Annotated in this window: 12 protein-coding genes; 11 read left to right on the top strand and 1 reads right to left on the bottom strand. The window is 41.9% G+C overall.

The features are described 5' to 3' along the window. Positions 1-71 precede the first annotated feature (71 nt). The 10 genes from IGI41_RS02095 to queA all read left to right on the top strand — a co-directional run bounded on the left by IGI41_RS02095 (position 72) and on the right by queA (position 16,308). A complete protein-coding gene (locus IGI41_RS02095) occupies positions 72-1,412 on the top strand; it encodes an alpha-L-fucosidase (protein WP_430611028.1) in 1,341 nt (446 codons plus the stop codon). A 179-nt stretch (positions 1,413-1,591) separates the two neighbouring features. Then, positions 1,592-2,545, top strand: coding sequence for an ABC transporter permease (locus IGI41_RS02100; RefSeq protein ID WP_430611029.1), 954 nt, complete (start codon positions 1,592-1,594; stop codon positions 2,543-2,545). Positions 2,546-2,555: 10 nt separating this feature from the next. Beyond that, entirely contained in the window at positions 2,556-3,470 is a 915-nt protein-coding gene (locus IGI41_RS02105) for a carbohydrate ABC transporter permease (RefSeq protein ID WP_430611031.1), read from the top strand. A gap of 56 nt (positions 3,471-3,526) precedes the next feature. Further along, a complete protein-coding gene (locus IGI41_RS02110) occupies positions 3,527-5,155 on the top strand; it encodes an extracellular solute-binding protein (RefSeq protein WP_430612679.1) in 1,629 nt (542 codons plus the stop codon). A gap of 67 nt (positions 5,156-5,222) precedes the next feature. Next, entirely contained in the window at positions 5,223-8,237 is a 3,015-nt protein-coding gene (locus IGI41_RS02115; protein ID WP_430611032.1) for an alpha-mannosidase, read from the top strand. A 9-nt stretch (positions 8,238-8,246) separates the two neighbouring features. Beyond that, complete coding sequence (locus IGI41_RS02120; protein ID WP_430611033.1) at positions 8,247-10,439, top strand: glycoside hydrolase family 3 N-terminal domain-containing protein; 2,193 nt, start codon at positions 8,247-8,249, stop codon at positions 10,437-10,439. Between the two features lie 22 nt (positions 10,440-10,461). Continuing rightward, positions 10,462-11,841 carry a glycoside hydrolase family 1 protein gene (locus IGI41_RS02125; protein ID WP_430611035.1) on the top strand — a complete coding sequence of 460 codons (1,380 nt, stop codon included), beginning with the start codon at positions 10,462-10,464 and terminating at the stop codon, positions 11,839-11,841. A gap of 91 nt (positions 11,842-11,932) precedes the next feature. Beyond that, positions 11,933-13,699 carry a glycoside hydrolase family 35 protein gene (locus IGI41_RS02130; protein ID WP_430611036.1) on the top strand — a complete coding sequence of 589 codons (1,767 nt, stop codon included), beginning with the start codon at positions 11,933-11,935 and terminating at the stop codon, positions 13,697-13,699. A 22-nt stretch (positions 13,700-13,721) separates the two neighbouring features. After that, positions 13,722-15,107, top strand: a complete 1,386-nt coding sequence (locus tag IGI41_RS02135; RefSeq protein ID WP_430611038.1) for an alpha-L-fucosidase — start codon at positions 13,722-13,724, stop codon at positions 15,105-15,107. Between the two features lie 169 nt (positions 15,108-15,276). Beyond that, positions 15,277-16,308, top strand: coding sequence for a tRNA preQ1(34) S-adenosylmethionine ribosyltransferase-isomerase QueA (gene queA / locus IGI41_RS02140; RefSeq protein ID WP_430611039.1), 1,032 nt, complete (start codon positions 15,277-15,279; stop codon positions 16,306-16,308). A gap of 428 nt (positions 16,309-16,736) precedes the next feature. On the opposite strand, the gene IGI41_RS02145 is transcribed toward queA, so the two are convergent. Next, positions 16,737-17,447: a DUF975 family protein gene (locus IGI41_RS02145; protein WP_430611040.1), complete on the bottom strand. Its 711-nt coding sequence runs from the start codon at positions 17,445-17,447 to the stop codon at positions 16,737-16,739. A 196-nt stretch (positions 17,448-17,643) separates the two neighbouring features. On the opposite strand from IGI41_RS02145, the gene tgt reads away from it, so the two are divergent. Next, on the top strand, positions 17,644-18,789 hold the full coding sequence (tgt, locus tag IGI41_RS02150; protein ID WP_430611041.1) for a tRNA guanosine(34) transglycosylase Tgt: 1,146 nt from the start codon (positions 17,644-17,646) through the stop codon (positions 18,787-18,789). The last annotated feature ends 29 nt before the right edge of the window (positions 18,790-18,818 follow it).

The raw sequence follows: 18,818 nt of genomic DNA on the forward strand, positions 1-18,818 counted from the left end.
CGGTCAATGTTACATATTGTCTGAGTCTGAAAATTTGGGTAAGTTTTTGGTAAAGAAAGGGGTTGCAAACAATGAGCATAATTCGTGGCGACATTGAAGAGGCAAAGACGATCGAAGAAGATGCACAAAATTATCCTGAGAGTCCGATGCTTAAAGAACGTTTAGAATGGTTTCAAGATTTAAAGTTTGGGGTGATTTTTCACTATGGTTTATACGCTCAGGCAGGCATCGTTGAATCGTGGCAGCTGTCTGAAGAAGATGTGTGGGCTAGAGAGGGACGAGAATTCCGAGAAGACTTTCAGCAGCTGCAGCTGGATTATTGGCAGTTGATCAACACATTCAATCCAACCAAGCTGGATACGGATCGTTGGGCGCAAATATGTCAAGAAGCCGGTTTTAAATATTGTATTTTTACAACCAAACACCATGATGGATTTAATATGTACAATACCATGGAGACCGAGTATAAAGTTGGCGGCAAGCTCAGTCCATTTAAAAGAGATATTTTCCAAGAAGTAGTGACCTCGTTTCGCAATGCAGGTATGGGAATCGGTGCTTACTACTCAAAGGCCGATTGGTATTCACCGTTTTATTGGTTAGATGATGGGCAAAAAAAGGGGAGAAGAGCAAGTTATGATACAACACAGCATCCAGAAATCTGGTCACGCTATGTCTCTTTTGTGCATCATCAGATTCATGAGATCACAACCAATTATGGTGAGGTTGATCTGCTCTGGTTAGATGGCGGTTGGTGTGGACAAGGGAAAGAAGACCTTCAGATGGATCGCTTAGCAGAAATTGCTAGAGAAAATCAACCCGAGTTAATTATTGTTGATCGGATGATGGGTGGGCGTCATGAAAATTATGTCACACCAGAAAGAAAAATACCTGAGAATGATGAAATCCCAAAAAAAGTCTGGGAGAGCAATATTCCAATTGGGAATGATTGGGGTTATGTCCCAACGGATACCTTTAAATCTAGTCAGGAGTTAATTGACACATTGATCGACGTTGTCAGTAAAGGCGGGAATTTGATTTTAGGCGTCGGGCCCACGCCAGAGGGCACATTTACAAGCGAAGAAACAAACATATTGTCTGAGATTGGTGCATGGTTAAAGCATTATGGCGAAGGGATTTATGAGACCAGAAGCAAAATAAAAGGGAAACAAAATGGCTGGTGGTTTACTTTTCCTAAAGAAGGGACACATCATTATGCGTTTTGCAGCCTAACTGAAGTTGCAAAAACAAACATCTATCTCACCGATTTGGATGCCGAACATGCACGAATCACCGACTTGTCAACAAACAAAGTCATTAAAGTTTTAAACGAGGATGGTCGTCCTTATCTACAAAAAACAGATATCCATTTTCCGGAAAATGGAGCGATTGGTTTAAAAATAGAAAAAAGATAACTATTATTGACCGATTTTCTATGCATATGGTTCATATGTATTTTATGCAATTCCATGAGAAAAGACTGATGTATCAATCAGAACAACGAAAATATGTGATTATTTGATGTAAAAATTACATATTGATATGAAAGCGAATTCATTACATGATTTAATCATGAGCGTAAGGAGGAGATATGATGGAAGCAGCAACGATCAAAAAAGAGCAAGCAAAATCACCAGAAAAGCTGAACAGTATAAAAATTAGGATAAGAAAAAGCAAGCAGTTATATCTTTTTGTTTTACCAGCTTTTCTGATCATTTTAATTTTTTCCTATGGACCAATGTATGGTGTGATCATCGCATTTAAAGATTATATGCCTTCTTTAGGAATCTTTGGCAGTCCATGGGTAGGGTTTAAGCACTTTCAGCGGTTTTTTGATTCCTATTATTTTTGGGATTTAATTAAAAATACTGTCGGTATCAGTGTGTATTCTCTTGTAGTAGGTTTTCCGTTACCAATAATCTTGGCGTTGGCTTTGAACGAAATTAAGGATGGGCCATTTAAGAAAATTACCCAAACAGTAACCTATGCACCTAATTTTATTGCCGTAGTTGTTATGGTAGGGATGGTTATTGCTTTTCTTTCCCCGTCGACTGGGATCATCAATCATTTTCTTGAGTTGATTGGTATGGAACGAATCAATTTTATGACCAATCCTAGATGGTTCAAAACAATTTATGTCTTATCTGGCGTCTGGCAAGGAACCGGTTGGGGATCAGTGATTTATTTGGCCGCACTTTCTGGTGTCGATACCCAGCTGCATGAAGCAGCAACAATCGATGGTGCATCAAGACTCCAACGGGTTTGGTACATCAATATCCCAACGATTATGCCAACGATGGTCATCCTATTGATCATGAGTTTTGGCAGTATTATGTCCGTTGGTTTTGAGAAAATTATTTTGATGCAAAACCCGTTGAATATGGCCTCGTCTAATGTGATTTCAACATTTGTTTATCAACAGGGTTTGTTAGATGCACAGTATAGTTTTGCGGCTGCTGTGGGATTGTTCAATTCATTGATCAATTCAGCTTTACTGATATTGGTCAATGCTGTTGCAAAAAGATTAAGTGATTCTAGTTTATTATAGGGGGGAGAACATGAATACAAGTGTGATCAAAGAAACACGTGGCGACAAAATATTTCTGGGCTTTGTTTACTTCTTTTTACTATTGGCTTTGCTGATCGTTCTTTATCCGTTGATTTATATCGTTAGTGCATCGATTTCCAATCCACATATGGTTAATTCTGGTGAAATGTGGCTATTGCCAAAAGGAATTACTTTAGAAGGTTACAAAACATTGCTAGGCAATAACAGCATCTGGCGGGGATATGCCAATACGCTTTATTATACTGTCCTGGGTACATCGATCAATTTATTGGTGACACTCCCTTGTGCGTATGCATTATCAAGAGATGATTTTTATGGACGCAGGGCTTTCACTAATTTCATGATCGTAACCATGTTTCTTTCTGGTGGTTTGATCCCAAGCTATTTATTGATTAGAAGCTTGGGTATGCTGAACACCGTATGGGCCTTGGTGATCCCGGGGGCAGTCTCAGTCTACAATGTCGTCGTGACCCGTACTTTTTTCCAATCAACGATTCCAAGAGAGATGGAAGAAGCTGCAATCGTCGATGGCTGCTCAGACTTTCGCTTGTTCATGCAGATCGTTTTGCCTTTATCGACACCGATCATTGCCGTCATGGCACTGTTTTATGGGGTTGGTCATTGGAATAGTTTCTTCAGTGCATTGATCTATTTGTCGGACAAATCGATGTATCCATTACAAATGGTATTACGTGAAATCTTGATTTTACAAGATATGTCATCGAACACAGTAGGCAGCAACGTCACGGCAGAAGTGGCCAATATGTTATATAGCAAGCAGCAATTAGCAGCAGTAATAAAATACGGCGTAATGATCGTTTCTTCATTACCAGTTATTATTATTTATCCTTTCTTGCAAAAATATTTTGTAAAAGGGATGATGGTCGGTTCAATCAAAGGCTAATACATTTTGAGGAGGAAAAGCAATTGAAAAAAAGGAAAATCGTAAGTTTGCTGGGGATGTTTTTATGTGGCACGGTTCTTTTGAGCGCCTGTGGAGATGGGGATGCGAATAAAGACAATGCGAACGGGGAGAATGCATCCAGTGTCAAACTCAATCAAGATAGTCAGTTTCCGATTATTGAAGAAGGAGAAGAGTTGACATTAAATATCATGGCACCAGGCGTAGGGATGGCAGAGTGGGAAGACATGCCGACGTTGCAAGATTATCAAGAGTTGACCGGGATCGATTTAACATATACGACTCCGCCGTCTGCTGATTTCAGCACAAAATTGAACTTGGCGTTTGCCTCAGGAGATCTGCCGGATATCGTTTACGGCGCGGGGACTGGCTCGTTGACAGCGTCAATGGAAATCGATTATGGTTCTCAAGGAATTTTGGTCGCTTTGGAAGATTATATTACACCAGAGATCATGCCTAACTTATATGCCCTTACACAAGAAGATCCTGCCATTTTAAAATCGATCACCACGCCAGATGGACACATCTATTCTCTGCCGATGATTTCTCGTAACTCAACGTCGATTTGGTGGCAAGGACCAATGTGGTATAACGGAACGTGGCTAGATAATTTAGGGGTTGAAGAATTGCCGACGTCAGTCGATGAATTGCACGAACTATTGACCCAGTTCAAAAATGATGATCCAAATGGCAATGGACAAGCAGACGAAATTCCTTTGACCGATGTAGATATGAATTCAACAAGAGTGTGGCTGATGGCTGCCTTTGGTGTGTTGACAAGAGGAATTCAGGTCAATGATGATGTGGTGTCTTATACGCCAACCTCAGAAAACTACAAAGCCTATCTTGAATTTATGAACAAGTTGTACGATGAAGGCTTGTTGGATGCAGAAGTATATGGACAATCGGATGAACAAAAGAAAGCAAAAGGTCAAAATGATCAATTGGGCTTATTCGCCGACTACTTTAGTTTCTTTACAACAGGTCGTACTGAAGCAGAAGCGATGAATGATCCTATGTTCCAACCGTTGACATCAGAATTCTCTACATCCGCAGTGATTCCTGGAAGCCCAAGACTTTCTCGCGGCGCATTTGCTATTACGAATGTGAATCCTTCTCCAGAAGCATCTATGCGGTGGGTAGATTACTTCTACTCAGTGGAAGGCTCAAAATATATTGAGCAAGGACCGGAAGGTGTTTTCTGGGAATATGCAGAAAATGCTGATGGTGAACAAGTTCGCGTCTATGCTGAAGGCGTTGATTTAGACAATACAGAAGATGAACGCGGAAAAATCACACCTGCTTATGGGTTGACGACACCAAATATTGTCGTAGATACGACGGATGAGTATGCGATTCGCGTAAATCCAGATGACGAGATCGATAATGCTTTTGGCGACTGGGTTGCAGAAGAAACAGAAGAAAAAATGAATGATATTGCGCAAGTACCATTCCCATTGCTTTATCTAACAGTGGAAGAAAATGATAAAGTAGCTGCAACAGCAACAGATCTAACGACGTATGTCGAACAAATGGAAGCCAAGTTTATCACCGGTGTCGAACCTTTGAGCAACTGGGATAACTTTGTTTCGACCATTGAATCAATGGGTATCGAAGAATATGTTGCGGTGTATCAAACAGCATACGATCGTTGGTTGGCGAATTAATTAAGTGAGGAAGCGGACGAGGACGATCGTTGTCCAGTCCGTTTTTTCGATTATAGGAAGTGGAAAGATGACAAAATTCGAATTTGAACGTATTCAAAAAATCTTGATCAAATTAAGAAGTTTTCGCTTGTGCGAACAACCTATGGTTATTCCAGTAGAAGAACAGACACAAGATGGATGGGTACCATACCAGCAAGGCACTTTTTTCGGCAAAAAAAATGCCTATTATACATTTAAAGGTCGATTCAGCATGCCGAAAAGTTGGCGGGAAAAAACAATTGCATTGAGGATCTTCACCGCTTTAGGGGAATGGGACAATACAACGAACCCGCAAATGAAGGTCTATTTGAATGGGGAATACATGCAAGCCATCGATGTGAATCATCGAGAAGTGATTTTAGAGACATGGGATGAAAACGAGATGGATCTCCATCTTGATCTATTTTCAGGGCGAGAAGAAAAACAGTTTCCACTCCATATCCAATTGGTCGCTATTGATCCGATAGTCGAAGAAGCGGTCAATGATTTTGCGACATTGTTTGAAACCTGGCGTGCTGTGCGCAAATTTGGCGGAGAAGCACTTTTCTACCAAAAGCATTTGGCTGCAGCCGCAGATGCGCTGGATTTTCGCACACCGTATAGTGATGCATTCTATCAGAGTATCAAAAAAGCCCAAGAGAAGTTAGCTGCTTGTTATCAAGAACACGCATTGACCACAGAAAAAGTCACAGCAGTAGGGCACACACATATTGATTTGGCATGGCTTTGGACAGTGCAACAAGCCATTGAAAAAGGGGAACGTAGTTTTCAAACAGTGCTTAAATTAATGGATGAATTTCCAGAGTATACCTTTCTTCAAAGTCAGCCCCAAATGTATCAATTCATCAAGGAACAATATCCAGACTTGTACCAAGCAATCAAACAAAAAATCCAGTCTGGACGTTGGGAAGTAGAAGGTGCGATGTGGGTCGAAGCCGATTGTAATTTGACCTCTGGCGAATCACTGGTGCGTCAACTGCTGTACGGTAAACGATTTATCAAAAAAGAATTTGGCATCGATAGTCAGATTTTGTGGTTGCCTGACGTATTTGGTTATTCTGCTGCATTGCCGCAATTATTGAAAAAAACGAATACACCTTATTTTATGACGACAAAATTATCTTGGAATCAATACAATCAAATTCCCTATGACTCTTTTTATTGGCAAGGAATCGATGGAAGTCAAGTACTGACGCATTTTATCACAACGATCAGTGAAGGCTATAGTCCAACGCCATACTACACAACGTATAATGGTCTATTAGATCCCTACACAGTCAAGGGCAGTTTTGAACGGTACCAGCAAAAAGACATTCATGATGAAATCATGATTGCCTATGGCTATGGAGATGGCGGGGGTGGTCCTACAAGAGGAATGCTGGAATGCCAGAAACGCTTGCAGCGATCATTGCCAAGCATGCCAACGATCACAGGCAATAAAGCGGTGGATTATTTCAAACGTTTATCGCAAACCTTTTCACAGGTTGCGGCGCCTGTTTGGTATGGTGAATTGTATTTTGAGTACCATAGAGGAACGTTGACATCGATCGGTAAAAACAAAAAAAATAATCGTCAAGGCGAGTTTTTGATGCAGACCATTGAAAAGCTGTATGCGATAAGAGGTTTTGACAATTACCCTAAAGAAAAGCTGGAGAAGATGTGGAAGTTACTGCTGCTCAATCAATTCCATGATATTTTGCCAGGCAGTTCTATTCAAGAAGTGTATCAGCAAACGGATCAAGAGTATGCGTGGTTGCAAGAACAAGGACAAGCCCTTATCCAGCAATTGATGCGAGAGGAGGACAAGCAAAAGGCATCGTATACCGTCTTTAATTCTTTAGGCATGCTTCGAGACATGCCTGTTCAATTGCCAATAGCCGATCAACTGGCTGTCGATATGGTCTCCCAGACTACACATGATGGCCAATTGATCGTTCAAGTACCGACACTCGATAGTTTATCGATGAAATCCATCAAACTGAAAGAAGGCGCGCATCAACAAAGTGTTGCTAAACTAGCACAGCAATTTGAGACAGCAGATTTCTTGGTCACCTTTAATCAACAGTATGAGATCGTCTCTTTATTTGACAAAAAACGGCAAAGAGAAGTGTTGCCAAAAGGCCAGATCATGAATCAGTTGATTGCGTATGAAGATCTGCCTATGAATTATGATGCGTGGGATATTGATCCATATTACGATCAAAAATCATATCCTGTAGACCAAATAAAGGAAGCTGTCGTTGTGGAACAAGGCCCGATTCGAGATACGATCAAACTGGTTCGTCCATTTGAAAATTCACTGATTACACAATTCATTCATTTTTATCACGGCACAGGCAGGATCGATTTTGAAACAACGGTTGATTGGCACCTGCATCAGGTATTATTGAAAGTACAGCTTCCAATTGCAGTCAATACTTTAGAAGCGACGTTTGATATTCAATTTGGCAATGTCAAGCGAGCTATTCATCAGAATACAACCTGGGATTTGGCTCGCTTTGAGAGTTGTGGCCAAAAATGGGTAGATTTGTCGGAAGACAATTATGGGGTGAGTGTACTCACTGATTCAAAATATGGATTCAATACGGCTTTTCAAAAAATTGGGATTTCACTGATTAAATCGGCAACTGATCCTTACCTTGAGGCAGATCAAGGGCTGCATACATTCACCTACGCCTTATATGTACATGAAGGAGACTGGAAACAGGCTGATACGATGAAGCACGCGCTGGAACTAAATGTCCCTGCAGTTGCTTTACCTGAAATTGCGCTTGATTCAGATGCCTTCTTGTCTGTTCCGCAAAAGAATATTCTTTTGGACACGGTCAAGAAGGCTGAAGATGAAGAGGCGCTGATCGTGCGCCTGTATGAGTATTATAATCGTCAAACGCAAGCGGTAATAGAAACAAAGCAGTCGGTCAAACGCGCAATTTTATGTAATCTTTTAGAAGAAGACATACAGGAACTGCCTATTGAAAACAATTGCATTCAGATTGATTTCGCACCGTATGAAATTCAGACAGTAAAAATTTTATTTGAGTAGGAGAGGCAAATGATTGAAGGGTTACTAAATCAGATGACCATCAAGGAAAAAGTCGGACAACTCAATCAACGGTTGTACGGCTGGCAAGTATATGAAAAAACAGGTGATAGGATTGTTCTGACAGATTATTTTAAAGAAGAGGTTCGACGCTTTGGGACAATAGGCTGGATCTATGGTGTCTTTCGATCAGATCCATGGTCAGGAAGAAATCATGAGACCGGTCTCAACACCCAAGAAGCAAAGGAAGTCGCTAGGCTAATTCAGTCGTATCTAAAAGAACATACCCGGTTACAGATTCCGGCTTTTTTAGTGGAAGAGTGTCCCCATGGTCATCAAGCGCTCTATTCAACCACCACGCCCGTAAACTTTAGCGTTGGGTCAAGCTGGAATCCAACGCTATATGAAGAGGTTCAGAAAATCGTTGCTGAAGAAATGAGAGAAAAAGGCGCCCATGTCGGACTGATTTCTGCACTAGATGTCACCAGAGATCCTAGATGGGGCAGAACAGAGGAATGTTTTAGTGAAGATCCTTTTCTCACAAGCTGCTTCGCACAAGCAGCAGTTCGCGGCTTGCAAGGAGAATTTGGGGACAGGAATGTTTTAGCTGTCCTCAAGCATTTGGCAGGTCAAGGATCAAGTATGGGCGGCCATAATGCTGGGCCAGTCAGTATCGGGGACCGAGAGCTTAGGGAGATACATTTGCCGCCAATGGTTGCCGGGGTTGCCGCTGGTGCATCGGGCTTTATGGCTGCCTACAATGATTTGGATGGCATTCCTTGTCATATGAATCCTTATTTGTTGCAAACAATTTTACGGGAAGAAAACCCCTTCAAAGGAATCGTCATGGCAGATGGTTGCGCCTTGGATCGTCTGATGGATCGGATGAGTGTTCAAGAAGCTGCAGCCAACGCATTAACAAGTGGTGTGGATGTTAGTCTGTGGGATAATGTCTATCCATTCATTGAAACATCCATCAAAGAGGGGCTGCTCTCAATGGACGTCCTGGATCAAGCTGTGTTGCGGGTATTGCGTCTAAAAGAAAAATTAGGTTTGTTTACAGAGGCCGATCCCATCGATATGGACAGTAAGCGAGAAAAGAAGGCGATTGTGTCAAAATTAGCTTCAGAATCGATTGTCCTCTTAAAAAATCAGCAGCAATGTTTGCCTATGAAAAAAGACCGCACACAAAAAATCGCGCTGATTGGCCCCCATATCAACAATATATACCATCTTTTAGGTGATTATACACCATTCAAAAATGAAGCCGATTGTGTGACGATCAGTCAAGGAATGCGGGCATATGCTTCGGAATCGATTTCTATTGAAGAAGCAGTGGGCTGCGGCATAACCGAGGGCAACGAGGAACTGATCCAAGAAGCGGTGGAAATAGCCAAAGCATCAGATATGATCCTCATCACGATGGGTGGATCGAGTATTCGTGATTTTGGTACCGTATTCGATACCAATGGTGCAGCATTACAAGGGTCAAACGATATGACAAGTGGCGAGAATATCGATTTGGCGCATTTGCGCATCCCGCAATGTCAGTTGGCCTTGATCGAAGCATTGGCTAAACTGGGCAAGCCAATGGTTGGTTTAATGATTTCAGGCAGACCTCATTTGGTGGAACCGATCGAAGGATATTTTACGAGTATTTTATATTGCGGGTATCCTGGCCAATATGGAGGAGAAGCAATCAGCAAACTGCTTTTTGGCGACCTTATACCCAGCGGGTGCCTGGCAGTATCGATTCCAGCAACAGAAGGACAATTGCCGGTTTATTACAACTATCGTCACCAAGCCTTTCAAGAAGACTACCTAGATGAAAAAGGGCGGCCGAAATATTGTTTTGGTTATGGATTGACGTATGGAGACGTTGTGTCCACCGTCACGTCGGTCCGCTTGATCGATGAAGTCATTGAAATAACAGGACAATCAGAAAACCTGTCGGCGATCGGCGGTAGTACAACGATCCAAGTGTACCTGAAAGAATATGCAAAAAAAGTGATCCCTCGCGTAAAAGCATTATGTGGATTTACAAAAATAGGTTTGTCAGCCAATCAATCAAAAACATTTGCGTTGTCTATTCCGTTGAAAGAGCTGATGCAGTTGAACTTGATCGAGGAGATACAAGATTTTACTTTGCAAATAGAAGCCGAAAATAATATTATTTTGAAGGAAAAAATCAAGATTGCGAAGTAATGAATCAAAAAGGAGCGTTATCATGTATACATTTCCAAAGAATTTTTTATGGGGAGCAGCTGCTTCTGCCCCGCAAACAGAAGGTGCAGCAAGTGTCGATGGGAAAAGTCCGTCAACATGGGATAAGTGGTTTGAAATGGAGCCAGACTTGTTTTTTGATCATGTTGGGCCAGAACATACATCGAATACGTACTATCAGTACAAAGAAGATGTTGCCAATATGAAAGCCATGGGCATGAATTCCTTTCGGACCTCGATTGCTTGGACACGCTTGTTGCCTGATGGCAAGACCTTAAATGCGCAAGCGGTAACCTTTTATCGCGCCTACTTCCAAGAAATGATCGATAACGGGGTGGAACCGATCATCAATCTATTCCATTTTGATATGCCTTGGTGGTTGATGGAAAAAGGCGGCTGGGAAGCAAGAGAGTCCACAGATCATTTTGCTTTTTATGCCAAAACAGCTTTTGACTGCTTTGGAGACATCATCAAAAAGTGGGCGACATTCAATGAACCTTTGGTGCATATTGAATGTGGCTACATGGGCGACGCCCATTGGCCCAAGGTCCACGATGTCAAACGTGCGATCCAAGTGGCCTATCACACCTTGCTGGCACATGCAAAGGCAGTCAAAGAATATAGAAACAACCAGTACAATGATGGACAAATTTCCATTATTTTGAATCTATCACCGGTCTATCCAAAAAGTCAGGAAAAAGAGGATCTTGAAGCAGCCAATTGGGCAGATATGCTGTATATTCGCAGCTTCTTAGATTGTGCCGTGAAAGGAGAATTTCCTCATGAATTGGTATCGATCTTGAAAGATGCGCAGTTATCACCGACAACTGAAGCAAATGACAAACATATTTTCAAAGAGAATACAGTCGATTTTATCGGATGCAATTATTATCAACCATTGCGTGTCCAGGCGCCTCAGTCTAAAAAACGGCCAATCACAAGTCCCAGAGACCTTTTTAGAGGCTATGATTGGCCCGAAAAACGGATCAATCCGCATCGTGGATGGGAAATTTATCCCCAAGGAATTTATGATATTGCCATGCGTCTAAAGGAGAGCTATCACAACATTCCTTGGTTTATTTCAGAGAATGGGATGGGTGTGTCTGAAGAAACGCATTATATGGATCCCCAAGGAATCGTGCAAGATACGTATCGGATTGAATTTGTCGCGGATCATCTAAAGGCGTTGCACCTTGCAATCGAGGAAGGGTCTCCTTGCTTTGGGTACCATATGTGGACATTCACGGACTGTTGGAGTTGGCTAAATGCTTATAAGAATCGTTATGGCTATTATCGTATTGATTTAGACAAAGACTATGCACGTACACCAAAAGCAAGTCGTTTCTGGATGGCAGATGTCATCAAACAAAATGGCTTTGAATGAACATCAAGGACCAATCTTCTCAAAAAACTTGAGCATGCGCGTTGCGGACTCAGGTTTTTTGCGCTATTTATGACGCAGAAAGGAAGGGAAAATGAAATTTGAAATAAAAGAAACGTTTTATATCGATGACCAGCCCATTCGTTTGATTTCGGGTGCAGTCCATTATTTCCGTTTGGCACCAACAGAATGGAAAAAGACATTGCAAAATCTGAAAGCATTAGGTGCTAATTGTGTCGAGACCTATCTTCCGTGGAATCTGCACGAACCAAAACAAGGGGAATTTTGTTTTTCAGGATTAGCGGATATCGAGACATTTTTGTCCATTGCAGAGGCGTTGGATTTGTATATCATTTTGCGGCCATCACCCTACATTTGTGCAGAATGGGATTTCGGCGGACTGCCAGCCTGGTTGTTGGCAGATGATCGTATGCGCGTGCGTTCTCAATACCAAGGATACTTGCAAGCAGTCGCAGCGTATTATGAGGTCTTATTACCCAAATTAGTCCCGTATCAATACACCAAAGGCGGTAATGTGTTGATGGTTCAAGTGGAGAATGAATACGGTTCTTATGGAACTGATCACGTATATTTGACCTTTCTAGCCGATCTTCTTTCACGCTATTTTGATGTGCCGTTGTTCACCTCTGATGGTGGGGTTGAAAAATTACTCCGTGGAGGGACCTTGCCCCAGCGTTCTATTTTGGCCACAGTCAATTTTGGCTCACAAGCTGAAGGGCAATTTGCCGCGCTGCGCAAGTATCAAAAAGAACATGGCATCAAAGAGCCCTTCATGTGTATGGAATTTTGGGATGGCTGGTTTAGTTCTTGGGAAAAGGCAATCATCCGCAGGGACCCCGTTGAAACAGGGGAAGAAGTACGGAAAACATTGCAAAAAGGCAGTATCAATCTATACATGTTCCGGGGCGGAACAAATTTTGGGTTTTATAATGGCTGTTCAGATGCCGGGGTGAACAATGAACCGCAAATCACATCATATGATTATGATGCTTTGCTTACGGAATGGGGGGCGCCCACAGAGAAATTCTTTGCCATCCAAAAAGTCATCAAAGAAGAAGTCCCAACTGCACAAATCGCAGCGCCGATATATCCTAAAATACGTGGGATCGGTGCTTATCCAATCAGCGCAGCGGTTAGTTTATTTTCAATCGTAGCGGATATCAGTGTGCCAATCAGAAATGATTATCCATTACCCATGGAAAAAATAGGGCAAAATTATGGGTACCTCTTGTATCGCACCAACATAGCTAAGGCCGCCAGTGAGGCTGTGTTAAAAGTGGTTGACGCCGGTGACCGAATCCAATGGTATGTCGAACAAAAACCAGTTGCTACACAATACCAAGCACAGGTAGAAAGCGCTGTTACCCTCGAATTACCTAAGCCATGCAGTGAACTGAATCTTTTGGTGGAAAATATGGGAAGAAACAACTACGGCCCTAAGCTCATCGCACCAACACAAAGAAAAGGCATTCGCGGAGGAGTATTGGATGACAATCAGTATCTGTCAGACTGGTGGCATTACCCATTGGAATTTACCCCCCAACAATTGCAGAAAATCGATTTTCATCAAGCTGTGATTCCCGACACCCCCACTTTTTATCAAGCAATCATTCACTTAGAACGACCAGAAAGTACGTTTTTAGATTGTCGCTGCTTTGGAAAAGGGGTGGTCTTTATCAACGGACACAACGTAGGCCGTTATTGGCATGTAGGGCCAGTAAAACATCTATATATCCCAGATTATTTTTGGCAACAAGGAAAAAATGAAGTGATCATTTTCGAAACAGAAGGGATACAGATCAATGAACTGACTTTCATTGACACACCACTCATGGACTAACCGAAAATGGAGGGAGCACAATATGGTATCGGTAAAAGAAATGGCACAGGTTCGCCCAGCAAAACGACAAGTGGCATGGCAAGAAACAGAATTTTATGGATTCATTCATTTTGGTATGAACACGATGACCAATAAGGAATGGGGATTGGGCAATGAATCGCTATCGCTTTTTGACCCGCCAGATGTAGACTGCACACAATGGGTCAAAGGCATGAAAATGGCAGGGATGAATGGCGTTATTTTGACGTGTAAACACCATGATGGATTTTGTTTATGGCCTACGGGAACAACCACCCATTCAGTCAAGTATACGCCGTGGAAAAATGGACAAGGAGATCTTGTTGCAGAAGTTTCACAGGCATGCCAACAGGAAAATATGAAGTTTGGCATCTATTTATCTCCATGGGATAGACAATCCTCTGTTTATGGCAGTGGTCGAGCATATGATGATATATATCTGGCGCAATTAACAGAGTTGTTGACAAATTATGGCGACATTTTTGAAGTCTGGTTTGATGGGGCGAATGGCGCGGCTGAAGGCAAAAAACAGCCTTACGATTGGACACGGTATTTTGCCTTGGTCCGGCAATTACAACCCCAAGCAGTGATGGCTGTTTGTGGACCAGATGTTCGTTGGGTCGGCAATGAAGCAGGGAAGACCCGGCAAGATGAATGGAGTGTGGTACCAGAAGCACTGCAGGCTGCAGAACGTACAATCGAAGAGTCGCAAAAAGTTGATGACGGATGCTTTGGGAGAGCAGATTCTGCCCAGCAAGATTTAGGCAGCCGCAAAGTCCTAGCGGATTATCAAGGAAAACTTGTGTGGTATCCAGCAGAAGTCAACACCTCTATTCGTCCAGGCTGGTTTTATCATGCCGAAGAAGACCCGCAAGTCCGAACAAGTGAAGAATTGTTTCAAATTTATCAGAAATCTGTTGGCGGAAATAGTACATTTCTTTTGAATGTACCGCCAATGCCCAATGGATCAATGGCGCAAACAGATCTCGAGGTGCTTTGTGCATTGGGGCAAAAGATAGCGGCCCTTAAAAACAGCAATCAATTTTCAACAGCAAGCTGTCAACGCATCAATCTGCAAGATAAGCCTGACAAGTCTGCTTTTCAGTCGATCGATGAGCAACAACCGGCTCAGATGATTCTTACTTGGAAAGAAGCCATTCAAATCAGTGGTGTGTCTATCAAAGAAGATTTGTCATTTGGGCAACAAATTGAGCGCTTTCAAATATATACCAAAAAGAATGGCGCAGACTGTTTGGTAGCACAAGGACATACAATCGGTTATCAACGCATCTTACGTTTTCCTAAAATCAAGACGAATAATCTCGATATACGTATTTTGAAAAACCGAGGCGCCTATGCAATCAAAGATGTCCAAATCATCTCACTTTGATCGAAAGACATATGGCCTAGTCAAATTAAATCAAGCCATCTAATGGGATACTTATGGCTAGGGGTGCAAGTGGATGACTGACTTCATGTTGGGATCAAAAGTAAGTTTTTTCTTTTCATATGAAAACATGCTAAAATAGATGGGCAGATGAAAGGAAGAGAGGAACGACATGTTAACAACAGAAGATTTTGACTTTGATTTACCAGAAGAATTGATTGCCCAAACTCCTTTAAGTGACCGTTCAAGTTCACGTTTATTGGTTGTAGATCGTAAAACGGGCGATTTTGAGGATAAACATTTCTACAATATTATTGATGAGTTAAATCCAGGCGATGCACTGGTCATGAATGATACCCGTGTGTTGCCGGCACGCATCTATGGCGTAAAACAAGAGACAGGTGCGCATTTAGAAATTTTACTATTGAACAATACGGAAGGCGATAGTTGGGAAACCTTGATCAAACCAGCCAAAAGAGCCAAAGTCGGTACGAAGATCACCTTTGGCGACGGTCGTCTAGAAGCCGTGGTGGAAGAAGAGTTGGATCATGGTGGACGGATCATCCGTTTCAGCTATGAGGGGATTTTCTTGGAGATTTTAGAGTCACTAGGGGAAATGCCATTACCGCCTTACATCAAAGAACGTTTGGAAGACCCTGATCGATATCAAACAGTTTATGCCAAAGAAAACGGCTCGGCTGCTGCACCAACAGCAGGGTTGCATTTTACGCCTGAATTATTGGCGCAGATCGAAGCCAAAGGGGTAAAATTGGTGTATTTGACATTGCATGTGGGTTTAGGCACCTTCAGGCCAGTGAGTGTCGATGATATTGCCGATCACGAGATGCATAGCGAATTTTATCGATTGACAGAAGAAGCAGCGGCCCAACTAAATGAGGTTCGTGCCAATGGCGGCAAAATCGTAGCAGTTGGTACGACATCGATTCGGACTTTAGAAACGATTGGTACCAAGTTTGACGGCGAAATCAAAGGGGATAGCGGTTGGACCAATATCTTTATTACGCCAGGATATGAATTCAAAGTTGTCCAGGCTTTTTCCACCAATTTCCATTTGCCTAAATCAACATTGGTGATGCTGGTCAGTGCTTTTGCAGGACGTGATTTAACCTTGTCAGCATATCAACATGCCATCGATGAACGGTACCGCTTCTTTAGCTTTGGCGATGCCATGTTCTTAAAATAAACAAAAACTGAGCGACAATTGCGGTTCTCAAGTTGAAGATTTCTCAACTTTAGAACTGCTTTTTTGTCGCCCAGCTTAATACTTGAGGAAGGTATAAGTGGTGGTCGCTTTTGATGTTACATGCAAAGCAATGGTTCGAAAATTTGTTTTCATTTACAAACTTACACATGTTTCGTGTATTCTGATACAAAATGAGACGTATCATTTTTCGATATAGAAATGTTCGATCTTTGTTACGTGGTTCTTCTTGTTACTTTACACGGTTGATACTAGGTGAAACTTGTACGTTCAACAACTTTTTGTAGATTGAGTTTGCGTTTATTACGTAACCACCATCAGAGTTGCTACCTTCCTTACACTTATAATATACCACGGATAGAAACCGCTTGCAAACGGATTGCTTAAAAAAAGACCGGATACCCGATCTTTTAAGACAATGCTTGTTTTGGCAGATTTTCATAAAACGCAGCTTTGGTAGCGCTAATGTATGGCGTTAACCACAAATAACCGATACCTGCTGTCATGATAGCGAGTATGTGCCACCCAATAAAACTTAAATCCAATAAAAAGAGTTTTCCTTTATAACCTTTCATCAAGTGACGACTACCAGTGATACAGCTAAGGAAGTCTGGGCGCATACCTGTCTGTTCATACGTATCGTAATAGACAAAGTAAGCTTGAGAATATGCATAGCTTTTAACGATCCCTGGAATGATGAACAATAAAGTCCATAATGTTGTAAAAATCGTTGATAAAATGTAAATGACAATAATACCTAAGACAAATGCGCCTTTGAAACCACGGAAAACATCAGAAAATGGTTGGATATCTGAACGCTTGCCACGCAAGAGATCAAGAAATGTCCATGAAATACCGGCACCGAATAGCGCTGCAAACAGACCACTGATGATACCGCCACCGCCACTTCCGGAAGAACCTGTATTGTCCATAGTCGCAGGATCAATGGTACCACCGCTATTTTGTATCAATGTCATCAAAGGCAATACAGCAATCAATACTAAAACCACAGCAATTGCAATAGAAATCAATGTTGGTACTAAGCACATCAGCACACTATCTTTCCAACGCCCCTTCAGCACGCTTTTGGCTTCACTCTTTAGTTCACCAATTGTTATCATAAAAAAACCTCCTTTCAATATAAATAACATGATAGCAAACATTCATTAAATCTTCAAAAAAAAGAAGCGAATCATTCGCAATATTAGGAGAAAATAATCATAGATTCCTTAAACTGCCTTGCAAATTCAGCACACAGCGCTTATCATAGATAGCGTTGCACAGTAACTTGAGTATATAAAGAAAGTAGGGGAATGAATGACAGAACCAGCCATTCGTTATCGTCTAATCAAAAAAGAAAAACATACAGGTGCGCGTTTAGGGGAATTGATTACACCGCACGGGACCTTTCCAACGCCTATGTTTATGCCTGTTGGTACATTAGCAACGGTCAAAACCTTGGCACCAGAAGAATTGAAAGAGATGGGTGCTGGCGTTATCTTGAGCAATACCTATCATCTATGGTTGCGTCCGGGAGAAGATATCGTTGCAGAAGCAGGCGGCTTACATAAATTTATGAATTGGGATCAGCCTATTTTGACTGATTCAGGTGGTTTTCAAGTCTTCTCGTTAGCTGATATGCGTAATATAGTAGAAGAAGGCGTTCACTTCAAAAATCATTTGAACGGTTCAAAAATGTTTCTGTCCCCAGAAAAAGCCATCGATATTCAAAATAAATTAGGCTCAGATATTATGATGAGCTTCGATGAGTGCCCACCATTTGATGAAAGTTATGACTATGTCAAAAAATCTGTTGAACGGACTTCGCGTTGGGCGCAAAGAGGATTAGAAGCCCACGCCAATCCAGATCGCCAAGGACTTTTTGGCATCATCCAAGGTGCTGGATTTGAAGATTTACGTAAACAAAGTGCACAAGATTTGATCAGTATGGATTTCCCTGGTTATTCAATTGGGGGATTATCTGTAGGAGAACCTAAGTCTGAAATGAACCGTGTCTTGGAATTTACAACGCCATGGATTCCAGAAAATAAACCACGTTATTTGATGGGTGTGGGCGCAGCGGATTCATTGATTGATGGTGTGATTCGGGGCGTTGATATGTTCGATTGTGTGTTGCCAACGCGCATTGCACGTAATGGTACTTGCATGACCTCTCAAGGACGCTTAGTCGTGAAAAACGCGCAGTTTGCTCGTGATTTCCGACCAATTGATGAAAACTGTGATTGCTACACCTGTAAAAATTATTCACGGGCGTACATCCGTCATTTGATCAAATGCGATGAAACCTTTGGGATGCGCTTGACGTCTTATCACAATGTGTATTTCTTATTGAATTTGATGAAACAAGTGCGTCAAGCCATCATGGATGACAATTTATTGGAATTTCGTCAGCATTTCATTGAAGAGTACGGCTTCAACAAAGAAAACGCGAAGAATTTTTAACTTTATCGCCAAAACGGTAGGAAAATAAA

Source organism: Enterococcus sp. DIV0876 (genome assembly GCF_050529585.1).
Taxonomy (GTDB): Bacteria; Bacillota; Bacilli; order Lactobacillales; family Enterococcaceae; genus Enterococcus_D.

Bases quoted from the DNA above. Each gene is read 5' to 3' on its own strand.
- IGI41_RS02095 (WP_430611028.1), top strand. From the start codon at position 72: ATGAGCATAATTCGTGGCGACATTGAAGAGGCAAAGACGATCGAAGAA.
- IGI41_RS02100 (WP_430611029.1), top strand. From the start codon at position 1,592: ATGGAAGCAGCAACGATCAAAAAAGAGCAAGCAAAATCACCAGAAAAG.
- IGI41_RS02105 (WP_430611031.1), top strand. From the start codon at position 2,556: ATGAATACAAGTGTGATCAAAGAAACACGTGGCGACAAAATATTTCTG.
- IGI41_RS02110 (WP_430612679.1), top strand. From the start codon at position 3,527: ATGTTTTTATGTGGCACGGTTCTTTTGAGCGCCTGTGGAGATGGGGAT.
- IGI41_RS02115 (WP_430611032.1), top strand. From the start codon at position 5,223: ATGACAAAATTCGAATTTGAACGTATTCAAAAAATCTTGATCAAATTA.
- IGI41_RS02120 (WP_430611033.1), top strand. From the start codon at position 8,247: ATGATTGAAGGGTTACTAAATCAGATGACCATCAAGGAAAAAGTCGGA.
- IGI41_RS02125 (WP_430611035.1), top strand. From the start codon at position 10,462: ATGTATACATTTCCAAAGAATTTTTTATGGGGAGCAGCTGCTTCTGCC.
- IGI41_RS02130 (WP_430611036.1), top strand. From the start codon at position 11,933: ATGAAATTTGAAATAAAAGAAACGTTTTATATCGATGACCAGCCCATT.
- IGI41_RS02135 (WP_430611038.1), top strand. From the start codon at position 13,722: ATGGTATCGGTAAAAGAAATGGCACAGGTTCGCCCAGCAAAACGACAA.
- queA (WP_430611039.1), top strand. From the start codon at position 15,277: ATGTTAACAACAGAAGATTTTGACTTTGATTTACCAGAAGAATTGATT.
- IGI41_RS02145 (WP_430611040.1), bottom strand. From the start codon at position 17,447: ATGATAACAATTGGTGAACTAAAGAGTGAAGCCAAAAGCGTGCTGAAG.
- tgt (WP_430611041.1), top strand. From the start codon at position 17,644: ATGACAGAACCAGCCATTCGTTATCGTCTAATCAAAAAAGAAAAACAT.